The following is an 18,058-nucleotide window of genomic DNA, read 5'->3' as shown; positions in this document are numbered from 1 at the left end:
CGCATATCGTTCCTAAGTGTAAAACAATGAATTTTTTTATAAAAATACACTTGTATTTATTTTTATTCCATGGTACTATTCGTGTATAAACTTTTAACTTGATGAATAAAAATACATAAATGAACATCGGAGGCTTTCAATATTATGGCAAATAAAAAAGTAGTTTTAGCATATTCAGGCGGTCTTGATACATCTGTAGCAATTCCTTGGTTAAAGGAACAAGGTTGGGACGTAATTGCTGTGTGTTTAGATGTTGGTGAAGGAAAAGACCTTGAATTCATTAAAAATAAAGCACTTCAAGTAGGTGCAGTGGAATCATACATGATCGACGCAAAAGATGAGTTTGCTGAAGATTATGCATTAATTTCTCTACAAGGACACACTTGGTATGAACAAAAATATCCATTAGTGTCGGCTTTATCTCGTCCATTAATTTCTAAAAAATTAGTTGAAATTGCAAACGAAACAAATGCGGATGCTGTAGCGCACGGTTGTACTGGTAAAGGGAATGACCAAGTTCGTTTCGAAGTTTCAATTAAAGCATTAAATCCAGATTTAGAAGTATTAGCTCCAGTACGTGAGTGGGGTTGGAGCCGTGATGAGGAAATCGAATACGCTGCAAAACACGGTGTTCCAATTCCAGCGACAATCGATTCACCATTCTCAATTGACCAAAACTTATGGGGTCGTGCAAATGAAGCAGGCGTAATGGAAGATCCATGGGTAGCACCACCAGAAGAAGCATACGGTTTAACGGTTTCTGTAGAAAATGCTCCTGATGCTGCAGAATATGTAGAAATCGAGTTTGTAGAAGGTAAACCAGTTTCATTAAATGGTGAAGAAATGAAACTTGCAGACTTAATTCAAGAATTAAATAAAGTTGCAGGTGCTCACGGTGTAGGACGTATCGACCACGTAGAAAACCGTCTAGTTGGTATTAAATCTCGTGAAGTGTACGAAATTCCAGGAGCAAAAGTACTTTTAACTGCTCATAAAGAATTAGAAGATATTACATTAGTTAAAGAGCTAGCTCATTTCAAACCAATTATTGAACACAAATTATCTGAAATTATATATAACGGTTTATGGTTCAACCCAATCCGTACTGCACTAGAAGCATTCTTAAAAGAAACACAAAAGTACGTAAACGGTACAGTTCGTGTAAAACTTTACAAAGGTCATGCAATTGTTGAAGGACGTAAATCGCCAAATTCTTTATACTCTGAAGAATTAGCAACTTACTCAAAAGCAGACCAATTCAACCATGCATCTGCTGTAGGATTTATCGAGTTATGGGGACTTCCAACAGTAGTAGCTTCAGAAGTAGCGAAACAACAACCAGTTGGAACTAAAAAATAAAGTGAAACTTCAATCAGTGGGGTATTGAATCTCCACTGATTGGTAGCATAAGGTAAGGTGTGTCGTATGACAAAATTATGGGGTGGACGTTTCCAAAAGTCAGCAGAAAGTTGGGTTGATGAATTTGGAGCTTCCATTGGTTTTGATCAACAATTAGTAATGGAAGATATCGAAGGCAGTGTTGCACACGTAACAATGTTAGGTGCTCAAGGAATTTTATCATCTACAGAGGTAGAGCAAATTCTAGGAGGCTTAGCTGAGCTGAAAATTAAAGCAGAGGCTGGAGAGCTCGAGTTTAGTGTGGCGAACGAAGACATCCATTTAAATTTAGAAAAAATGTTAACGGATATTATAGGTCCAGTAGGAGGGAAACTTCATACTGGTCGTAGCCGTAATGACCAGGTTGCAACAGACGTGCACTTATTTTTGAAAAAGCGTGTCGTTGAAGTTGTCGAATTAATCGAAACTTTCCAAAGAACGATTATCGGTCAGGCAGAGCAACATGTTGAAACAATTGCTCCTGGCTATACGCATTTACAACGTGCACAACCAATTAGCTTTGCCCATCATTTAATGGCGTATTTCTGGATGCTAGAGCGTGACAAAGAACGTTTTAATGAATCCATGAAACGTATCGACATCCTACCATTAGGTGCAGGTGCAATGGCTGGCACGACTTTCCCGATTGATCGTGAAAAATCAGCGGAATTACTTGGCTTTAGTAAAGTTTATTTAAATTCCATGGATGCTGTGAGTGATCGTGATTTTGTAGTCGAGTTCCTTGCTAACTCATCTTTATTAATGACACATTTATCACGTTTTGCTGAAGAAATTATCATTTGGTCAACAGATGAATTTAAGTTCATTGAGTTAGATGATGCCTTTTCAACAGGTTCATCCATAATGCCTCAAAAGAAAAACCCAGATATGGCAGAACTAATTCGTGGCAAGACTGGTCGCGTATATGGAAACCTAATGGGCTTGTTAACAGTATTAAAGGGGACGCCTTTAACGTATAACAAAGATATGCAGGAAGATAAAGAAGGTATGTTTGATACGGTTCAAACGATTCTTGGTGCATTAAAAATCTTTGAAGGTATGGTTCGTACGATGACGGTAAATACTAAACGTCTTCATACAGCTGTTCACAGTGATTTCTCTAACGCAACAGAACTTGCGGATTACTTGGCAACAAAAGGTATGCCATTCCGTGAAGCGCATGAAGTTACAGGGAAACTTGTATTCACGTGTATTCAACGTGGGATCTTCTTACTCGATTTACCACTTGAAGATATGAAAAAAGAAAGCGAGCTTTTAGACAGTGACGTATATGATGTGTTAAAACCTGAAGCGGCAGTTCGTCGTCGCCATTCACTAGGTGGCACAGGATTTGATCAAGTGCGTTTACAAATCGAAAAAGCAAAAAGCTTAGTTTAATAAAGGGCTTTAACCTAAAATTTAGGATTTAGCATAGATGCTATCTATTAATGTTGTACAGAGATACACAATAGAAGTCGCCTTTTATTCATTAGCCAGAGGGTAAGTGGATAAAAGAACAACTTTATTTAGAATCCATGCCATTGGGTAACATAAAGTTACATAAACCCGTCTCGGGGTCGCGAGGCGGGTTTTTATGTTTACACAACTTTCGAACGAGTTATGAACACGATAAATATTTCCTGATAACGAATTTCTTCTATTGTTAATATATACATACGTCATTTCCGAATAACCTCCTTTGTTCAGAAAACACTAACGAAAAGGAGGTCATGTTGTGAAAGGGAAAATTGTAGTTTCCGCCATGCTTATACTAAGTACAGTTGTAGTCGGAAAAATTTTGACGACTCCTCCAAGTGAAGAAACGGTAACTGCACAGGAGCTTGAACAAAAGCCTACTCCTGCTTATGCTAAATGGGGAAGGCTAGCAATGCAAGAAGTAATGGCGAAGTATCCATCAGCAGATGTTATTGATTATTTACACATCGGTCGTGAAACTGGATCTGTTACTTCTGTAGAAAAATTTAAATTATGGTTACGAGCAGAAGACAATCGGGAATTCGGTGTGTTTGTCGACATTACCTTTAATAATCAAACAGAGGAAGTTGTAAATATTCAATATACTGAATCAACAAACTAAATAGGTAATCCCCTCTATTTGGAACCATCTGTCGAATGGCGAATATATTATTTAAGTAGTACAAATCATCTTTGGTTTGTACTACTTTTATTTTTTTTATTCTTATTGTTTTGCAATCGTAGCATAATAAGGCAGTTATTTTTAATAAACTAGGCCTTTGACATTTCATTCTAGTTAAAAAGCACATATATTGAGCAAGACAATACAAATAGGAGGTTTATGTCGATATGAATCAAGAACTACTTAGTCACTTAGTAGGTCAGGTAATTAGAGTCGACCGTGGTGGCCCACATTCGGCTGTAGGTAGATTGTTATATGCAGGTTCAGATTTCTTTGTAATAATGACGAAAAAAGACGGTGTTGTAATTTATAAAACGCATCACGTAAAAAGTATTACACATGATTCAAAAGATGGAATGGATGATGATAGAGGTCCAGACAATCTTGAAGCGTTTAACAAACCTGATTTCTTATCAGTGATTAGTCAATTTTGCAAACGTTGGGTAAAAATTAACCCAGAAAAATTAGAAGGTGTACTGGATGAAGTAAATGACGATTATATTACAATCATCAACAAAGAAGAAATCATTCATGTTTCCGTATTCCACATCCGCAATATGAGCACTGGAATGGGAGTAGGAAACAATGACAATGAAGAAAACAACGAAGATAATAACAACAATGATGGAAACGGCAGAAGAAGACGTCGTAGATAAGCTCACAAAACCTTCTTTTATTAAATGAACTCTTTAAGTAGATAGGAGGGGGAATTTGAACAAGATATTTAGTCAATTCAAACAAGAAACTATAAAAGTGGACTTAGCAGGCAAATCATACTTCAGGGGATCGTTAATCGATTCAAGCAAAGAGATACTTGTACTATTTGATGGTAAAGATTTTATTTACATTCCAATGATACATGTTGAAAATATTACAGTTGCTCAAAATGAAGGCGAAAATATACAGATGCCTTTAACCCTACCAAGTTTTCTTGAAGCCGACAATCAAAAAGAGTTAACATTAGACGAGATGCTCACACAATCTCAAGGGATTTATACCGAAATTTATGTCGCAAATAGGCAACCAATACATGGACTCATTGATACTGTTATGAGTGATTATTTTATTTTCCACTCACCGATTTATAAAACAATATACATCTCAAAACAACATTTAAAATGGTTAATCCCTTATCCAGAGCAAAAAAAACCATATGACCATTCAACAGTCGATTTGCAAATGGGATCAAAAAATTCCAGAGTAAGTCACTTTGAAGCGCTAATTGCTAGTATGGTGAACAAACTTGTCATTTTTAATCTTGGTGAACATACACATCACATTGGAAAATTAGTTCAAATCCATGGTAAGATGGTTGAACTTCGGACGGCAAGAGGAAATACAGTGCTTCTTAACATTCAACATATTAAATCTTTGCATGAAGTGTAACCGAGGATCATTTTATATGTATACTTTAAACTAGTAGCACTATGAACTTCATGTAGTGCTACTTTTTAACGTAAAAAGTACTTGTGAACAGACAAGTGCTTATTTTTTTGTAAAAATTTTCATAGCCAGTGAGTCATATTCGGAACATAATCGTCTATATAAGTGGAGGTGAACTATTTGGCATTCATTTTTGAACAACAATATGACTTACATAGTGATCGTATTTATCAATACATATATTTTCTCGTAGGACATGCTGAACTAGCAGAAGATTTAACGCAAGAGACATTTATAAAAGCCATTCAATCTCAACATACCTTTCGAAATGATGCGAGTACGTTAACGTGGTTAATGAAAATTGCACGGAACCTCACCTATGATTACTATCGCAGAAAAAGAATCATTTCCTTTTTACCTTTTACAGCAAAATATGATACGAAAGAGGAGTCCTTTACACCAGAAAAATGGCTCGAACAAAATGAGGAGTCAAAGCGATTATATGAGGCACTCCAAAAAGTGAAAATGGACTATCGCGAGGCCATTGTGTTACGAAAGATTGAGGGGTTAACGATTAAAGAGACCGCAAAAATATTAGGATGGAACGAATCGAAAGTAAAAAATTGTACGGAACGTGGGATGAAAGCGTTAAGACAACTTTTAGGAGGAGGGGACGAAGATGAATGATTTAGATGAGCAATTAAAGGGCATATTGCGATCAGAGCGTTCCAAAAGTATGAAAGAGCATACGAAGCAAATGATCCAACAAAAGGTAGAACGTAAGAAAAGAACTTCCAATTGGACATATCGTGCGATTTCCGTAAGTGCATGTGCAATCTTCATCGTCTTACTTGCTACATTCTTCGTATCGCCAACCATTAATAATCAACAAGATACTTTATCTTTTGGTGAAATCGATCCAGGTACAAACATTCAAAAAGTCATAGTATTAGAAAATCAGCAACCAAATCGAAATTTAAATTTAACTTCTCCTTTTTATTTTATGAAACGAACATCGACAGACCAACAATTGTTTCATGGTATTATGTCGATTCTTCTAAATGCAAAAGCAAATGCGGTTCCTTGGGATGGCGCAATAGAAGAGCAGTACGCTATAAAGGATCTTCATTTTGTTTTTGACAATGGGAGTGAGCTTTATTTAAAACAGGCTTCAGAAGGGGACGTACCGAACCACATAAATTACTTATATGATCCTGTCGCAAAAACGAAATATGCACTGTCTTTAGAAGAATGGGAACAGATGATAGATTTATCGGATACCATTTGGTCACAAAAACAAATTAGTAAAGGCAAATGGATCCGAATTGCCGTTTATTTTGTAGTATTTATTTTCCTTGCAAGGTTTATGGATAAGAAAGAAAAATCAATGTATGATGAGGAAGAGCAAGTACCACGGTTTATTCATGTAATCGGAAGCATCATTGGCGTTATATTCATTAATTTTTTAGACAATATTATTGGGACAGTACATTTTGGTTATATATTGCTCACATTTATGATCCTTATTACCATATACTCAATTCTTGGAAGTTGGTACAAAGAACAACCAATAAGTTGGCGATTGATATTCCTTAATAATATGTTAATCGTTACTTTTTTTGTACTATGTGTCTATGGATAAAACTAAAAGAGGTAAATGTACAATCCAGTGAAAATTTGAATACACCAGTAGTATGATATAAATTAAGAAAACGCGGCCTACCACTGTAAGCCGCGTACTAAATCATGAAAGAGTAGTAAGATTTATTCTATGTGAGCGGACCTTACACAAAGCCGGTGACAATGCCACATCGTGTGGCATTGTCACCATGACCAACATCGTGTTGGCCCCTAAGACAAGTCGTAAAGACACGGACAACGTGGCTTTGCGGCTTGTGTGCTTAGTCCGCTCACTAGGTCAACCTTTTTTGAAACTTCATGAGTATATATTAGTATAGAAGGTTAAAAAGAACTTATTAGACAATCCTATAGATTCTTATCCTCGAATTTGCCCATTGCCATGGATAAAGTATTTCGTTGACGTTAATGCAGGTAACCCCATTGGACCGCGTGCATGTAATTTTTGTGTACTGATTCCGATTTCAGCCCCGTAGCCATATTCAAAACCGTCTGTAAAACGTGTCGATGCGTTATGGTAAACCGCCGCAGCGTCAACGCCTGTTAAGAAAGTTTGTGCTGCAATGGCATCTTCCGTAATAATGGCTTCTGAGTGATTAGTGCCGTAAATATTAATGTGTTCAATCGCCTCCATTACATTTTCAACAATTTTCACACTCATTGTTAAGCTTAAAAACTCTGTTGCATAATCTTCCTCTGTTGCAAGAGTCGCAGCAGGTGATACCGAACAAACGCTTTCGTCCCCAATAATTTTTATATCTAGTGTATTCAATTCATTTAATAATTTTTCACCATTACCTTCAAACCAATTACGTTGAATTAATAAACTTTCCATCGCATTACATACAGAAGGACGCTGTGTTTTGGCATTAATAATAATTTTTGTCGCCATTTCATAGTTTGCTGTTTCATCCACATACACATGGCAATTTCCTGCACCCGTTTCTAAAACCGGAACGGACGATTCGCGAACGACTAAATCAATTAATGCTTTTCCTCCACGTGGAATTAACACATCTAAATATTCATTTAAATTGAATAGTTCCTTTGCTGTTTCATGGGAAGTATCTTCTATTAATTGCACCGCTTCTAATGGAAGATTCGTTTTTGCTAATGCACGATGAATTGTCGCAACGAGCTCCATATTAGAATGTTTTGCGGATGAACTTCCTCGTAAAATGACTGCATTACCTGTTTTTAAACTAAGTGTAGCTGCATCGATTGTTACATTTGGACGCGCTTCATAAATCATGCCGATTACACCAATTGGCACACGACGTTTTTCAATAAGCAATCCATTGTCCTTTGTCGTGGATTCTAAAAGCTCGCCAACTGGATCTTCTAGAGCGATTAATTCTTTAATTGCATCAGCCATGGCTTGGATGCGTGTTTCGTTTAGCATAATCCGGTCTAATGTAGAATCAGGTAAACCTTTTTCTTTTCCATTGACTAAATCCTTTTTATTTTCTTCAATGATTTTGTTTTGATCTTCAATTAGTTGAGCTGAAATTTTTAATAGGGCATCATTTTTTTCTTCCGTTGTTTTCACATTCATGACGTAACTTGCTTGCTTGGCTAGTTTCCCTTTTACTCGAACTTCACTTTCTGTCGCTATGTTTGTCATAATCATTTCCTCCAATGTATAGTAAATTATTAAGCTTTTACCCATTTGTCGCGATGAATGACTTCGATGGATTTGACTGCAATCTCATCGGAACGTTTCCCAAGGGCATGTGCCAATTCTTCACTGGAATACATCACCTCACCGCGCCCTAAGAGATTTGTATCATCATAAACTTCTACAACATCACCTTTAGTAAATTCTCCTTCGATTTCATAGATGCCTGCTGGTAAGAGACTTTTTCCATTTGAAAGGATTGCCTGTTTTGCGCCTTCATCGATATAAAGTTTTCCAGAGACTTCGGTAATGTTAATCCATTGCTTTTGATTTGGTAAAATACCTAAATTGTCACAAGATACATAGGTTCCATCCCCGTGACCTTCTAAAATATCAACCAATTTATTCGCGCCATGACCAGTTCCAATAAATACTTTTACCCCCGATTGAAGGGCAGTGCGGGCAGCGAGTAACTTCGATTGCATGCCTCCAGTTCCAACTTTAGAGCCAGCGCCTGAAGCGAACTGTAACATTTCTTCTGTAATTTCAGAAATATGGTCGATTCGTTTGGCATCTGGGTTTTTCATCGGGTTGTCATCATATAACCCATTGATATCTGTTAAAATAATCAAATTGTCCGCATGTACTAGGCCACTCACTAATGCTGATAACATGTCATTATCTCCAAATGTAAGCTCCGTCACGGATACCGTATCGTTCTCGTTAATAATCGGAATAATATTACGCTCTAATAATTCTGTAAACGTGGCATAGGCATTTTTATAACGATCTTTTTTCGAAAAGTCCGTGCGTGTCAGTAATATTTGCGCGGCCGTTAGTTGATGTGCATGAAATTGTTCGGAATAATATTGAATTAATAAACTTTGGCCAACTGCTGCGGCTGCTTGTTTTCCTTTTAATGTGACAGGTCGAGAAGGGTAGCCGAGCTTTCGAAATCCTGCAGCTACAGCGCCTGATGAGACGAGTAGCACGTCATGGCCTTGATGCTTTAACGTCGCAAGTGCCTGTATATGATCTTGTAATTTGTCGTGATCTATTTCGCCTTTTGAATTGGTCAATGAACTACTACCAATTTTTACAACGATTCGTTTTTTTTCCATCATATATCCCCCTAGAAAGTTGAGGTACAAAATAAAAAAGCCTTTCTCACCCTATAATTAGGGCGAAAAAGGCTACTTTTCCGTGGTACCACCTAGATTGGATTGAATAGTCAATCCCACTCTTTCTCATAACGCTTGAGTCTGCGTCTAGTTTTGCTAGAAGCTGGCGAAGTAGGTTCTGTGAGCCTGTTTGTACGATGCCTTGCAGCCGATGAACATCGCTCTCTTGTCAAAAGGGGAATCACATACTATTCTTCGTTACGCTAATTGTTAATTTTCATTTAATATGCAATAAAATTGGATATTTGTCAATAGAGTTGTAAGAATGTTCGAAAATATACGAAAAGATAGAGATAGAATTGTATATCGAGTTTACAATGTGAATGGTCTTATTATGTTTCATCTTATTTGTCCATACTAACTACGAAATTTGATTACTTATTTTGGAGGGACCGTTCATATGAGAAAAGTCGCAATCATCACAGGTGCAGGTAGTGGGTTAGGACAGGCAACAGCTGTTAGATTAGCACAAGAGGATGTAAATATTGTAGTGGTAGATGTGAGTGAAAAGGGTGGAAATGAAACTGTTGAAATGGTGAAAAAAATAGGGGTAGATGCTATTTTCATCAAGGCAGATGTTTCAAAAAAAGAAGAAGTGAAAAATTATGTTGATCAAACTGTTGAGCACTTTGGTAAAATTGATTACTTCTTTAATAATGCCGGGATATCAGGTAGCGGGAAGTTTTTCTTAGAGACGACAACAGATGAAATTGACCAAATTGTAGGGATTAATTTAATGGGTGCTCTATATGGGATGCGTTATGTAGCAGAGGTCATGTTGAAAAATGGTGGAGGGGCGATTGTCAATACCGCTTCAAGTGCAGGCGTAATTGGACAAGATTCCGTTGTCACGTATGCGGCGACGAAACACGGCATTGTAGGAATGACAAAAAGTATGGTAGCGGAATACGCAAAAAATGGCTTACGGGTAAATGCCATTGCACCTGGGCCAACTGAAACGCCAATGGTTAAGTCGTTTTATGAAGCGAACCCAGCGATGAAAGAAAATGCCACAAGAGGGATTCCTCAAAAACGATTAGGAACTCCAGAAGAGGTAGCAGAACTTGTCACATTTTTACTAACTTCCAAAGCAGAGTATATTAATGGAGAAGTGATTCGAATTGATGGCGGATTTACGAATACAAAATAGTAGGGTAAATATGCAATCATTTCCAAAGAAAAAGCCGTTCACATTTTTAAGTGAACGGCTTCTTACGTTTTATGCAGCTAATGTTAATGTTGTGTAAGAAATGATTGCTGGTTTGTCTGTCGCTTTTAGAGCTTTTTCAGCTTCTTCTTTTGTATCGAATTGGAACATACGGTAAGTGTCTTTTTCAAATATTGTTAGTACCCACATGGTGGTCGCCTCCGGAAAATTTATTTTTTTATCATCAATACAAGGGTTGTTAGCTTCACATTTCATATTTAACTCGTTATTTTGTATAGGAAAGAATAGCAGATCCTTTGACACTAGCCAGTTTTTTATTTGCTTCACTTTTGCTAATAAATTCAAAACTACGCCAATTGTTTTTTTCAAAGATTGTCACTACCCACATTTTCATTCTCTCCTCAAATTTGTACTTTTTGTTATATAACACAAAACGATATTTCATCTTTGTTTCATCTGTGTTATATATCAACTTGAGACCATTGTACACCTAAAAAAATGAAAATGATATAGTTCGTGAATGATTTCACATATTGTTCATAATGAACACGATTACATAATGTTTTACAAATTTTTCACAAATAAAAGCTAAAAAAATTCTTTATCGAATCGAAATATGTCTCTTCATTTTGCAAAAGAACCCTATAACCGTGCCGTTCACTGCAATAGTATAAACTTTCAAATTTACATAATACTACATAATACCGTGAATGAATTTTGGAGGATTTTTATGCCAGAGCTATTATTAATCGCATTACGATCCGCGATAGCTTTTCTTTTTTTACTTGTCTTAACAAGGATCATGGGCAAAAAACAACTTTCACATTTAACTTTTTTTGATTATGTAGTAGGCATTACAGTTGGATCGATTGCAGCAACCATATCTATCGATAAAAATATTCAACTAGTAGATGGGCTAGCAGCTCTGTTAGTTTGGGGGATAGCACCAATAATCCTCAGCTATTTAGGATTAAAATCAAGAAAATTAATCAAATTAACAGATGGAAAACCCTCCATTCTCATTCGTAATGGAAACGTATTTGAAGAGATCATGAAGGAAAATAAAATTACCATAGACGAATTGATGATGTTATTAAGAGAAGAAGGTATTTTTAAATTGGAAGATGTTGAAATGGCCATTCTTGAGACAAATGGTGAATTAAGTGTAATGAAAAAATCAGATGTTGAACCGATCACGCCGCGTATGCTCGGATTAAAAGTAATGTTTGAACATGCGCCGAGTTTATTAATCATGGATGGGCATGTCTTAACTAGAAACCTAGAAATCGCTGGCTATACCGAGAACTGGCTTCAAGAGGAATTAAAGAAATTTGGAGCGATGTCAGTTCATGACGTGTTTTTAGCGCAAATAGATGCACAAGGAAAGCTATATGTTGACTTGTATTCAGATAAAAATAAGAAGGGTATGTAGTATAAAAAAGGAGAAGAGGTCTTGCATGAAAGTAGCGGCAATTCAAATGCGAACAATATCAGGACAAATTGAAAAAAATCAAAAAAATGGTGAAAAATTCGTCCTGGATGCGATTCATAAAGGGGCACAACTAATTGTTTTACCTGAGCTATGGTCAACAGGCTATCATTTATCTAAAGAAAGTTTCATGAAGTTGCAACCGAAAACGAAAGAGATTGTGGAACGATTTTGTGACATGGCCAAAAAATATGAAGTGGTCCTCGTCGTACCGTTTATTGATAAGCAAGATGCAGATCTGTTTATTGCACTGGCAGTCATTGAAAAAACAGGGGAAGTGTTGCAAGTTTATCATAAATCCTTTCTTTGGAATAAAGAGAAGCTCTATTTTCAACCAGGAGAACTACGATTTGAACCAATTCAAACGTCAGTTGGTAAGTTAGGAACGCTCATTTGTTATGATATGGAGTTTCCTGAAACAAGCCGAATTTTAGCTTTAGCAGGGGCAGAGCTCATTATCATTCCATCCATTTTTAGTTTTTCATCCGAAAAAAGATGGGACGTACAACTCCCTGCAAGAGCTGTCGATAACACGGTTTTTGTATTAGGGGTCAATGCAGTGGGTGAAAATAGCTTTGGGAAATCGAAATTAATTCATCCAAAAGGGGTAATTGTTCGTGAAGCTGCACGTTTAAAAGAAGAAATTCTTCTATGTGATATAAACCTACAAGATATAAAGCAAGTTCGAAAAAACATCCCTTATTTGCACGATTTAGACCCTGTGTTATATCCACATCACATGAAATAAATATTCTGTGAAGGACAAGCATATATTGGTGGAAATCGCACTTTGGTGGTGACTTCATGCATCAATTGGTCCTAGATCGAGGATTATTATTAACGGACATGGAAATCATGTTTAAAGGGAAAACGTTAAAATTACGCCGAGTTTTAATTGATACAGGTTCAGCGAGTACCTTAATTTCTGCAGATGTAGCAGCGACGATTGGTATTGTAGGAGAAGATAAAGATCCTGTGTATCGAATATGCGGAATTGGCGGTTACGAGTTAGTCTATTCAAAACAGGTCGATTCAATCAAAATAGGCGACAAAATCATTTATAATTTGCCGATTGAAGTCGGTGCAATGGATTATGGCTTCGATTTAGATGGAATCCTTGGAATGAATGGGTTAAAGCAATTCAAGGCGATGATTGATATTGAAAATCTATCATTAAAGTACAAGTTCTAGCGTAGATGTCCAGAAAGCACTACACTTTTTAGACATCTACGCTCTTAACGATAAACTATCGCTAAAAATTTTTGCTCCTGCGGTAGTAACAATAAATTGTCACTATCCTCGTCGCAAAGGAGACGTCCCAAAATAAATTTTCGGACGTTTCCTTTTTTGAGCAAATAGGGAATAACTTTCTTTTTTTTAATGATAAAATACGAATGTGGTAGAAATTTTCTTGTTTAAGGAGAGATAGAGATGGAGTATATTCGAGTCACATCGATTGATGATCCACTATTTGGGCGTATGCATCAATTACTAGGAAAAGTGTTTCCACCTGAAGAAGTTTTAGAGTTTGAACTATGGAAGGGACCTCTTGAAGATCCAAGTATTCGTGTATTTGTAGCAGTTCATGAAGAAGAAGTGGTGGGGGCAACCGAATATCGTTATTATCCACAGTGGAATATTGCCATGACGGACTTTACGATTATTGGTCAACCGGGGTTATCTATTGGGCGCTTTTTAGCAAAAAATCGCGAAAAAGACTTGCAAGAGCTTGCCCATGCCAATGGAAAAGTATTATTTGGGATGTTTGCTGAAATTTATGATCCTTATGAACGAGAAGATTTCGATTTTGGTGGCGTGAAGCCGATGAACCCATTTGTCCGTCGAGAAGTGTTATCACACCTAGGATATAAACGAATCAATTTTCCATATGTCCACCCATCTTGGAAAAATGATGGTGAAGCCGTAAAAGGACTCGATTTTTGTTTTTTACCAACAGATGAGCAAATTACAGACATACCAACGGACTTAGTCACAAGTTTCTTAAAGGATTACTATGCGGTGCTACCAAACAAGCCAGCTGAATGGATCCAAATGATTTCAGAGTTAGAAGCAAAAGAGACAGTAGAATTACTTCCGTTATAAGGTGAAAACGCTTTGAGTGGTCAAAGCGTTTTTAATTTTGTCTTTGGCCAAAATCGTTATTGAGCTAAAATTTGCAATATTCGTATGAATAGATGATGTTTTATTTCGAGTTTTAAAGTAAAATGGAAGAGTAACTTTTTTTATATAATACATACGAAAAAGTAGACTTATTTTTTCGAATATTCATTTAATAAATTGGAGGCTATACCATGTTAGACATTACGACACAATTAACAACGAACCCAAAAGAAAAGCCAGCTCCTGACCAATTAGGTTTTGGCCATTATTTCACTGACCATATGTTTGTTTTAGATTATACAGAAGGCATTGGCTGGCATGATGGACGTATTATTCCGTACCAACCGATTTCTTTAGAGCCTTCCGCAATGATTTTCCATTATGGACAATCGGTATTTGAAGGATTAAAAGCTTATGTAACAGTGGATAACGATATTTTATTATTCCGTGCAGACCGCAACTTTGCCCGTTTAAATAATTCAAATGATCGTATGTGTATTCCAAAAATTGATGAAGAATATGCACTTGAAGCATTAAAGCAATTAGTAAATGTAGACCGTGAGTGGGTTCCAAGTGCACCAGGTACTTCTTTATATATCCGTCCATTTATTATTGCGACAGAGCAGCATTTAGGTGTGCATCCTGCGAAAAACTATAAATTTATCATCATTATGTCTCCATCTGGTTCCTACTATAAAGAAGGAATTAATCCAGTAAAAATTATGGTAGAAGAACAATTTGTTCGTGCTGTAAAAGGCGGTACTGGTGAAGCAAAAACAGGTGGAAACTATGCAAGTGCTTTAAAAGGGCAAGAAATTGCAGACAGAGAAGGTTACTCTCAAACGTTATGGTTAGACGGTAGAGAAAACCGTTATGTAGAAGAAGTAGGAAGCATGAACATCTTCTTTAAAATCAATGGTACAGTGGTAACGCCAGAATTAAACGGAAGTATTTTACCAGGTATTACACGTGATTCAATGATTAACGTATTAAGATCTAAAAATATCCAAGTTGAAGAGCGTCGAATTTCCATTGAGGAAGTAGTAGAGGCTCACCGCAATGGTATGTTAGAAGAAGTGTTCGGTACAGGGACAGCTGCCGTAATTTCTCCAGTAGGTGAGTTAAAATATTTAGACGAACACATGAGCATTAATAAAGGTGAAATTGGTGAGGTTTCACAAATGCTTTATGATACACTAACGGGCATCCAAACAGGCAAAATTGAAGATACGTTTGGTTGGACAATTCGATTATAAGAATAAAAATCGCAACTGCTGATTAAAGTAGTTGCGATTTTTTTATGTACGTAAATAAAATTCTAAAACTCGTACATGAGCAGAACTAAAAATGTCATCTTGCAGCCCTAGTTCATATGATAAGGAGGTGATTGACTGAAAGGAGTATATAATGGGGGAATTACTTTCTTTATTGCTTTTAGGATTTGTAGTAAGTCTTGATAGTTTTACAGTAGGATTAACTTATGGAATGCGAAAAGTTACGATTCCTTTTAAATCATTAATCATTATTTCAACATGTACATTTCTTGTGTTATTGCTTGCGATGATCATTGGTACGATTATTGAACAGTTTATTTCTCATGAAGCTGCAGAAAGACTTGGCGGGATTATACTAATTGGGATAGGCATTTGGGTTCTTTACCAGTTTTTCACTTCACAAAAAGCTAAATTAGAAGACCAATTAGATTACAAAGTTATTAAATTTGAAATTAAATCATTCGCAATCATCATTAAAATCCTTAAAAAGCCTATGGAAGCGGATTTTAATCGATCCGGCAATATAAATAGTATGGAAGCATTATTTTTGGGCTTAGCTTTATCGCTAGACTCATTTGGAGCAGGAGTTGGGGCAGCTTTAATCGACTTACCACCAATTTTATTTTCTATTGTGATTACGATTTCTTGTACCATTTTTGTTATAGCAGGTATTAAAATTGGAAAGATGTTAACGAATATTGAATGGATGAAAAATCTCACATTGCTACCTGGAATTGCGTTAATATTAATTGGTATTTTTAAATTGTAAAGTTATAGTTAATAGTAAGCGTAAATTACAACAATCAACCATTTTTTAAAATTAAACTTAAATCTGCTGAATAAGGCTCCCTTTTGATTGATCTTTCTTCAAAAGGGAGTCTCTTAATTTATCGTGGAATCTAGGCATGTGACGTATTTTTACTCAAAGCTAGAGAATTATATAATGCTGTTGGAAAATATTATATATAGAATTTTGGGCATCACTAAATTATATTTAAGATAAATGAAGTGAACGAAAAAAGTTGTTCCTCATTTGAAAAAGGCAAATCTATTGAAAAATAGAGACGCAATGTCACAGATCTACGGGTTCACTATGATGGCTGGGCTACCAAATGAAGCAATTGGAGGGACGTTTTATGTCTAATTTAAATGCAAAAGTAAAAAATGTAATTACAACAGGTGTAGTTGCGGCAACTTTGGCATTAGGGTCAACACAAGCATTTGCGAGTGAGGAAAATCTTGATCAAGTACAAGAAGTAGTCGAACAGGAAGCTGTAGAAGGAGTAACAACTGTTTCTACTGAGGAAGAATCTAGAAACGATGAGGTTGAAACAGATTTACCTATAACTGAGGAAACTGAATCTACGATAGAGGAAGAATCCTCTGAAGTACAGGAAACTAATGAGAATACCGTGAAAGAATCTGGTGAAGAAGAGACAGTTGTAGAGGAACCGTCTTTATTACCAGGGGACTTTTTCTATTTCCTAAAACAGTTTGCTGAAAATATAAAACTAGCACTAACATTTGATGATCAAAAAGAGGCAGACTTGCTATTATCCTTAACAGAAGAACGTATAGCTGAAGCAAAAGCACTATTTGCTGCGGGCGAAGAGGATTTAGCGAAGGAAACTTTAGAAAAGGCAATCGAACAACAAATTTTAGCTCTTGATCAAGTAGAGGATGTTGAATCTACAGAAGAAATTGAAACAGAAGAATCTACTGGGACAACTGAAGAAGCAATAGAAACAGATGAATCAGTTCTAGAAGATAGTACTGAAGAAGCTGAGGAAAATGAGGAAGTAGCGACAAAAGAAGATACAGAACGTGCAGCACTGATTGCTAAGTTCTCAGCTAATATTCTAGCTCTGCAGGCGGTTCTTGACAAAGTTAGCAATCCAACAGCAAAAGAAGCGATTGCTAAAAATATTGAAAAAGCCCAAGAAAAGCTAGACAAAAAAGTAACGAAAAAGTTAGCACAATTAGAGAAGAAGCAACAAAAGAAACAAGTGGAAACGACAGAAACAGATGTTGAAACAAATACAGAAAAGCGTGAAACAACAAGTACTGAAACTGTAACTACTACTGAGAATGTTTCAAAAGAAGATGTGGTGGTTGAGGAAGTAACGAAAGAAAATTCGCTTTCCAAAACATCAGCAGTTGTTGAAACGAAACCGACAGCTAAAGAACAAAAACCTTCAGTAGCGCCAGTTCAAAAAACTGAAGTTAAACAGACGCAAACGACAACAAAACAAATAGAACAAGTGAATAAAGGTGAAGAGCAGAAAACTGAGCAAGCTGTGAAACAACAAGAAAAAGCAGCAGAAAAGCAAGTACAAGCTGAGTTAAAACAAGCCGAAGCTCAAGAAAATCGTATTCAAAAGCAACAACAGCAAGCTGAAAAACAAGCGGTTAAACAAGAGCAAAAAAATGAGAATAAACAGCAAAACGGACAAAATGCATCAAATAAAAATGAAAACAAAGGAAAAGGAAACAAAGAGTAAATTTTTTTCCCTCATTGGACCACTTCTCTCTTTTTGAAGTGACCCCTAAAAGTTAGACACGGTTATTTCATTAGGCAACTTTCTCAAAATGGGTTCGGTATTGTACCGGACTCATTTTTAATTTTGCCT

19 protein-coding genes and 1 riboswitch are annotated in these 18,058 nt (G+C 36.3%); of the genes, 15 read left to right on the top strand and 4 right to left on the bottom strand.

Annotation, left to right across the window (positions count from 1 at the left end; all coding sequences use genetic code 11):
- The first annotated feature begins 144 nt into the window (after window positions 1-144).
- The 7 genes from EK386_RS00085 (at window position 145) to EK386_RS00055 (ending at window position 6,581) form a co-directional block, all read left to right on the top strand.
- A complete protein-coding gene (locus tag EK386_RS00085) occupies window positions 145-1,359 on the top strand; it encodes an argininosuccinate synthase (protein WP_126656974.1) in 1,215 nt (404 codons plus the stop codon).
- Window positions 1,360-1,425: 66 nt separating this feature from the next.
- Entirely contained in the window at window positions 1,426-2,796 is a 1,371-nt protein-coding gene (gene argH / locus EK386_RS00080) for an argininosuccinate lyase (protein WP_126656973.1), read from the top strand.
- Between the two features lie 337 nt (window positions 2,797-3,133).
- Complete coding sequence (locus EK386_RS00075) at window positions 3,134-3,496, top strand: DUF3889 domain-containing protein (RefSeq protein WP_246027544.1); 363 nt, start codon at window positions 3,134-3,136, stop codon at window positions 3,494-3,496.
- 227 nt (window positions 3,497-3,723) lie between these two features.
- Window positions 3,724-4,212: a hypothetical protein gene (locus tag EK386_RS00070; RefSeq protein ID WP_179965976.1), complete on the top strand. Its 489-nt coding sequence runs from the start codon at window positions 3,724-3,726 to the stop codon at window positions 4,210-4,212.
- A gap of 55 nt (window positions 4,213-4,267) precedes the next feature.
- Complete coding sequence (locus EK386_RS00065) at window positions 4,268-4,942, top strand: YwrJ family protein (protein WP_126656972.1); 675 nt, start codon at window positions 4,268-4,270, stop codon at window positions 4,940-4,942.
- A gap of 177 nt (window positions 4,943-5,119) precedes the next feature.
- Window positions 5,120-5,626, top strand: coding sequence for an RNA polymerase sigma factor (locus EK386_RS00060; RefSeq protein WP_126656971.1), 507 nt, complete (start codon window positions 5,120-5,122; stop codon window positions 5,624-5,626).
- Entirely contained in the window at window positions 5,619-6,581 is a 963-nt protein-coding gene (locus tag EK386_RS00055; protein ID WP_126656970.1) for a hypothetical protein, read from the top strand. Before EK386_RS00060 ends, EK386_RS00055 begins: the two co-directional genes overlap by 8 nt.
- A gap of 354 nt (window positions 6,582-6,935) precedes the next feature.
- Here the strand turns inward: EK386_RS00055 and EK386_RS00050 are convergent, their stop codons facing one another.
- Together EK386_RS00050 and proB are read right to left on the bottom strand one after the other, a co-directional pair.
- Window positions 6,936-8,201: a glutamate-5-semialdehyde dehydrogenase gene (locus EK386_RS00050; RefSeq protein ID WP_126656969.1), complete on the bottom strand. Its 1,266-nt coding sequence runs from the start codon at window positions 8,199-8,201 to the stop codon at window positions 6,936-6,938.
- Window positions 8,202-8,230: 29 nt separating this feature from the next.
- Complete coding sequence (proB, locus tag EK386_RS00045) at window positions 8,231-9,316, bottom strand: glutamate 5-kinase (protein WP_126656968.1); 1,086 nt, start codon at window positions 9,314-9,316, stop codon at window positions 8,231-8,233.
- Window positions 9,317-9,776: 460 nt separating this feature from the next.
- Here proB and EK386_RS00040 point away from each other — a divergent pair, with 460 nt between their 5' ends.
- The gene (locus tag EK386_RS00040) at window positions 9,777-10,526 is read left to right on the top strand and encodes an SDR family NAD(P)-dependent oxidoreductase (protein WP_126656967.1); all 750 of its coding nucleotides are present in this window, start codon (window positions 9,777-9,779) and stop codon (window positions 10,524-10,526) included.
- Between the two features lie 69 nt (window positions 10,527-10,595).
- On the opposite strand, the gene EK386_RS20290 is transcribed toward EK386_RS00040, so the two are convergent.
- Window positions 10,596-10,733, bottom strand: coding sequence for a hypothetical protein (locus EK386_RS20290; protein ID WP_179965975.1), 138 nt, complete (start codon window positions 10,731-10,733; stop codon window positions 10,596-10,598).
- A 76-nt stretch (window positions 10,734-10,809) separates the two neighbouring features.
- Window positions 10,810-10,932, bottom strand: coding sequence for a hypothetical protein (locus EK386_RS20550; RefSeq protein WP_255507914.1), 123 nt, complete (start codon window positions 10,930-10,932; stop codon window positions 10,810-10,812).
- A 342-nt stretch (window positions 10,933-11,274) separates the two neighbouring features.
- Here EK386_RS20550 and EK386_RS00035 point away from each other — a divergent pair, with 342 nt between their 5' ends.
- The 7 genes from EK386_RS00035 to EK386_RS00005 all read left to right on the top strand — a co-directional run bounded on the left by EK386_RS00035 (window position 11,275) and on the right by EK386_RS00005 (window position 17,929).
- Window positions 11,275-11,976 (top strand): YetF domain-containing protein, encoded by a 702-nt coding sequence (locus EK386_RS00035; RefSeq protein WP_126656966.1) that lies wholly within the window; start codon window positions 11,275-11,277, stop codon window positions 11,974-11,976.
- A gap of 25 nt (window positions 11,977-12,001) precedes the next feature.
- Window positions 12,002-12,781, top strand: a complete 780-nt coding sequence (locus tag EK386_RS00030; RefSeq protein WP_126656965.1) for a nitrilase-related carbon-nitrogen hydrolase — start codon at window positions 12,002-12,004, stop codon at window positions 12,779-12,781.
- Window positions 12,782-12,837: 56 nt separating this feature from the next.
- Window positions 12,838-13,224 carry a retropepsin-like aspartic protease gene (locus EK386_RS00025; RefSeq protein ID WP_126656964.1) on the top strand — a complete coding sequence of 129 codons (387 nt, stop codon included), beginning with the start codon at window positions 12,838-12,840 and terminating at the stop codon, window positions 13,222-13,224.
- 240 nt (window positions 13,225-13,464) lie between these two features.
- The gene (locus EK386_RS00020; RefSeq protein WP_126656963.1) at window positions 13,465-14,136 is read left to right on the top strand and encodes a GNAT family N-acetyltransferase; all 672 of its coding nucleotides are present in this window, start codon (window positions 13,465-13,467) and stop codon (window positions 14,134-14,136) included.
- A gap of 209 nt (window positions 14,137-14,345) precedes the next feature.
- The gene (locus EK386_RS00015) at window positions 14,346-15,410 is read left to right on the top strand and encodes a branched-chain amino acid aminotransferase (protein WP_126656962.1); all 1,065 of its coding nucleotides are present in this window, start codon (window positions 14,346-14,348) and stop codon (window positions 15,408-15,410) included.
- Between the two features lie 151 nt (window positions 15,411-15,561).
- On the top strand, window positions 15,562-16,197 hold the full coding sequence (gene ytaF / locus EK386_RS00010; RefSeq protein WP_126656961.1) for a sporulation membrane protein YtaF: 636 nt from the start codon (window positions 15,562-15,564) through the stop codon (window positions 16,195-16,197).
- 262 nt (window positions 16,198-16,459) lie between these two features.
- A riboswitch (cyclic di-GMP riboswitch) is annotated at window positions 16,460-16,541 on the top strand.
- A 23-nt stretch (window positions 16,542-16,564) separates the two neighbouring features.
- Window positions 16,565-17,929: a DUF5667 domain-containing protein gene (locus EK386_RS00005; protein WP_126656960.1), complete on the top strand. Its 1,365-nt coding sequence runs from the start codon at window positions 16,565-16,567 to the stop codon at window positions 17,927-17,929.
- Window positions 17,930-18,058 lie beyond the last annotated feature (129 nt).

The sequence above is a fragment of the Lysinibacillus antri genome (assembly GCF_003977595.1).
Classification (GTDB): Bacteria; Bacillota; Bacilli; order Bacillales_A; family Planococcaceae; genus Ureibacillus; species Ureibacillus antri.
The sequence above is the reverse complement of the archived record's forward strand: the minus strand, read 5'-3'. Positions and strand labels throughout refer to the sequence as shown.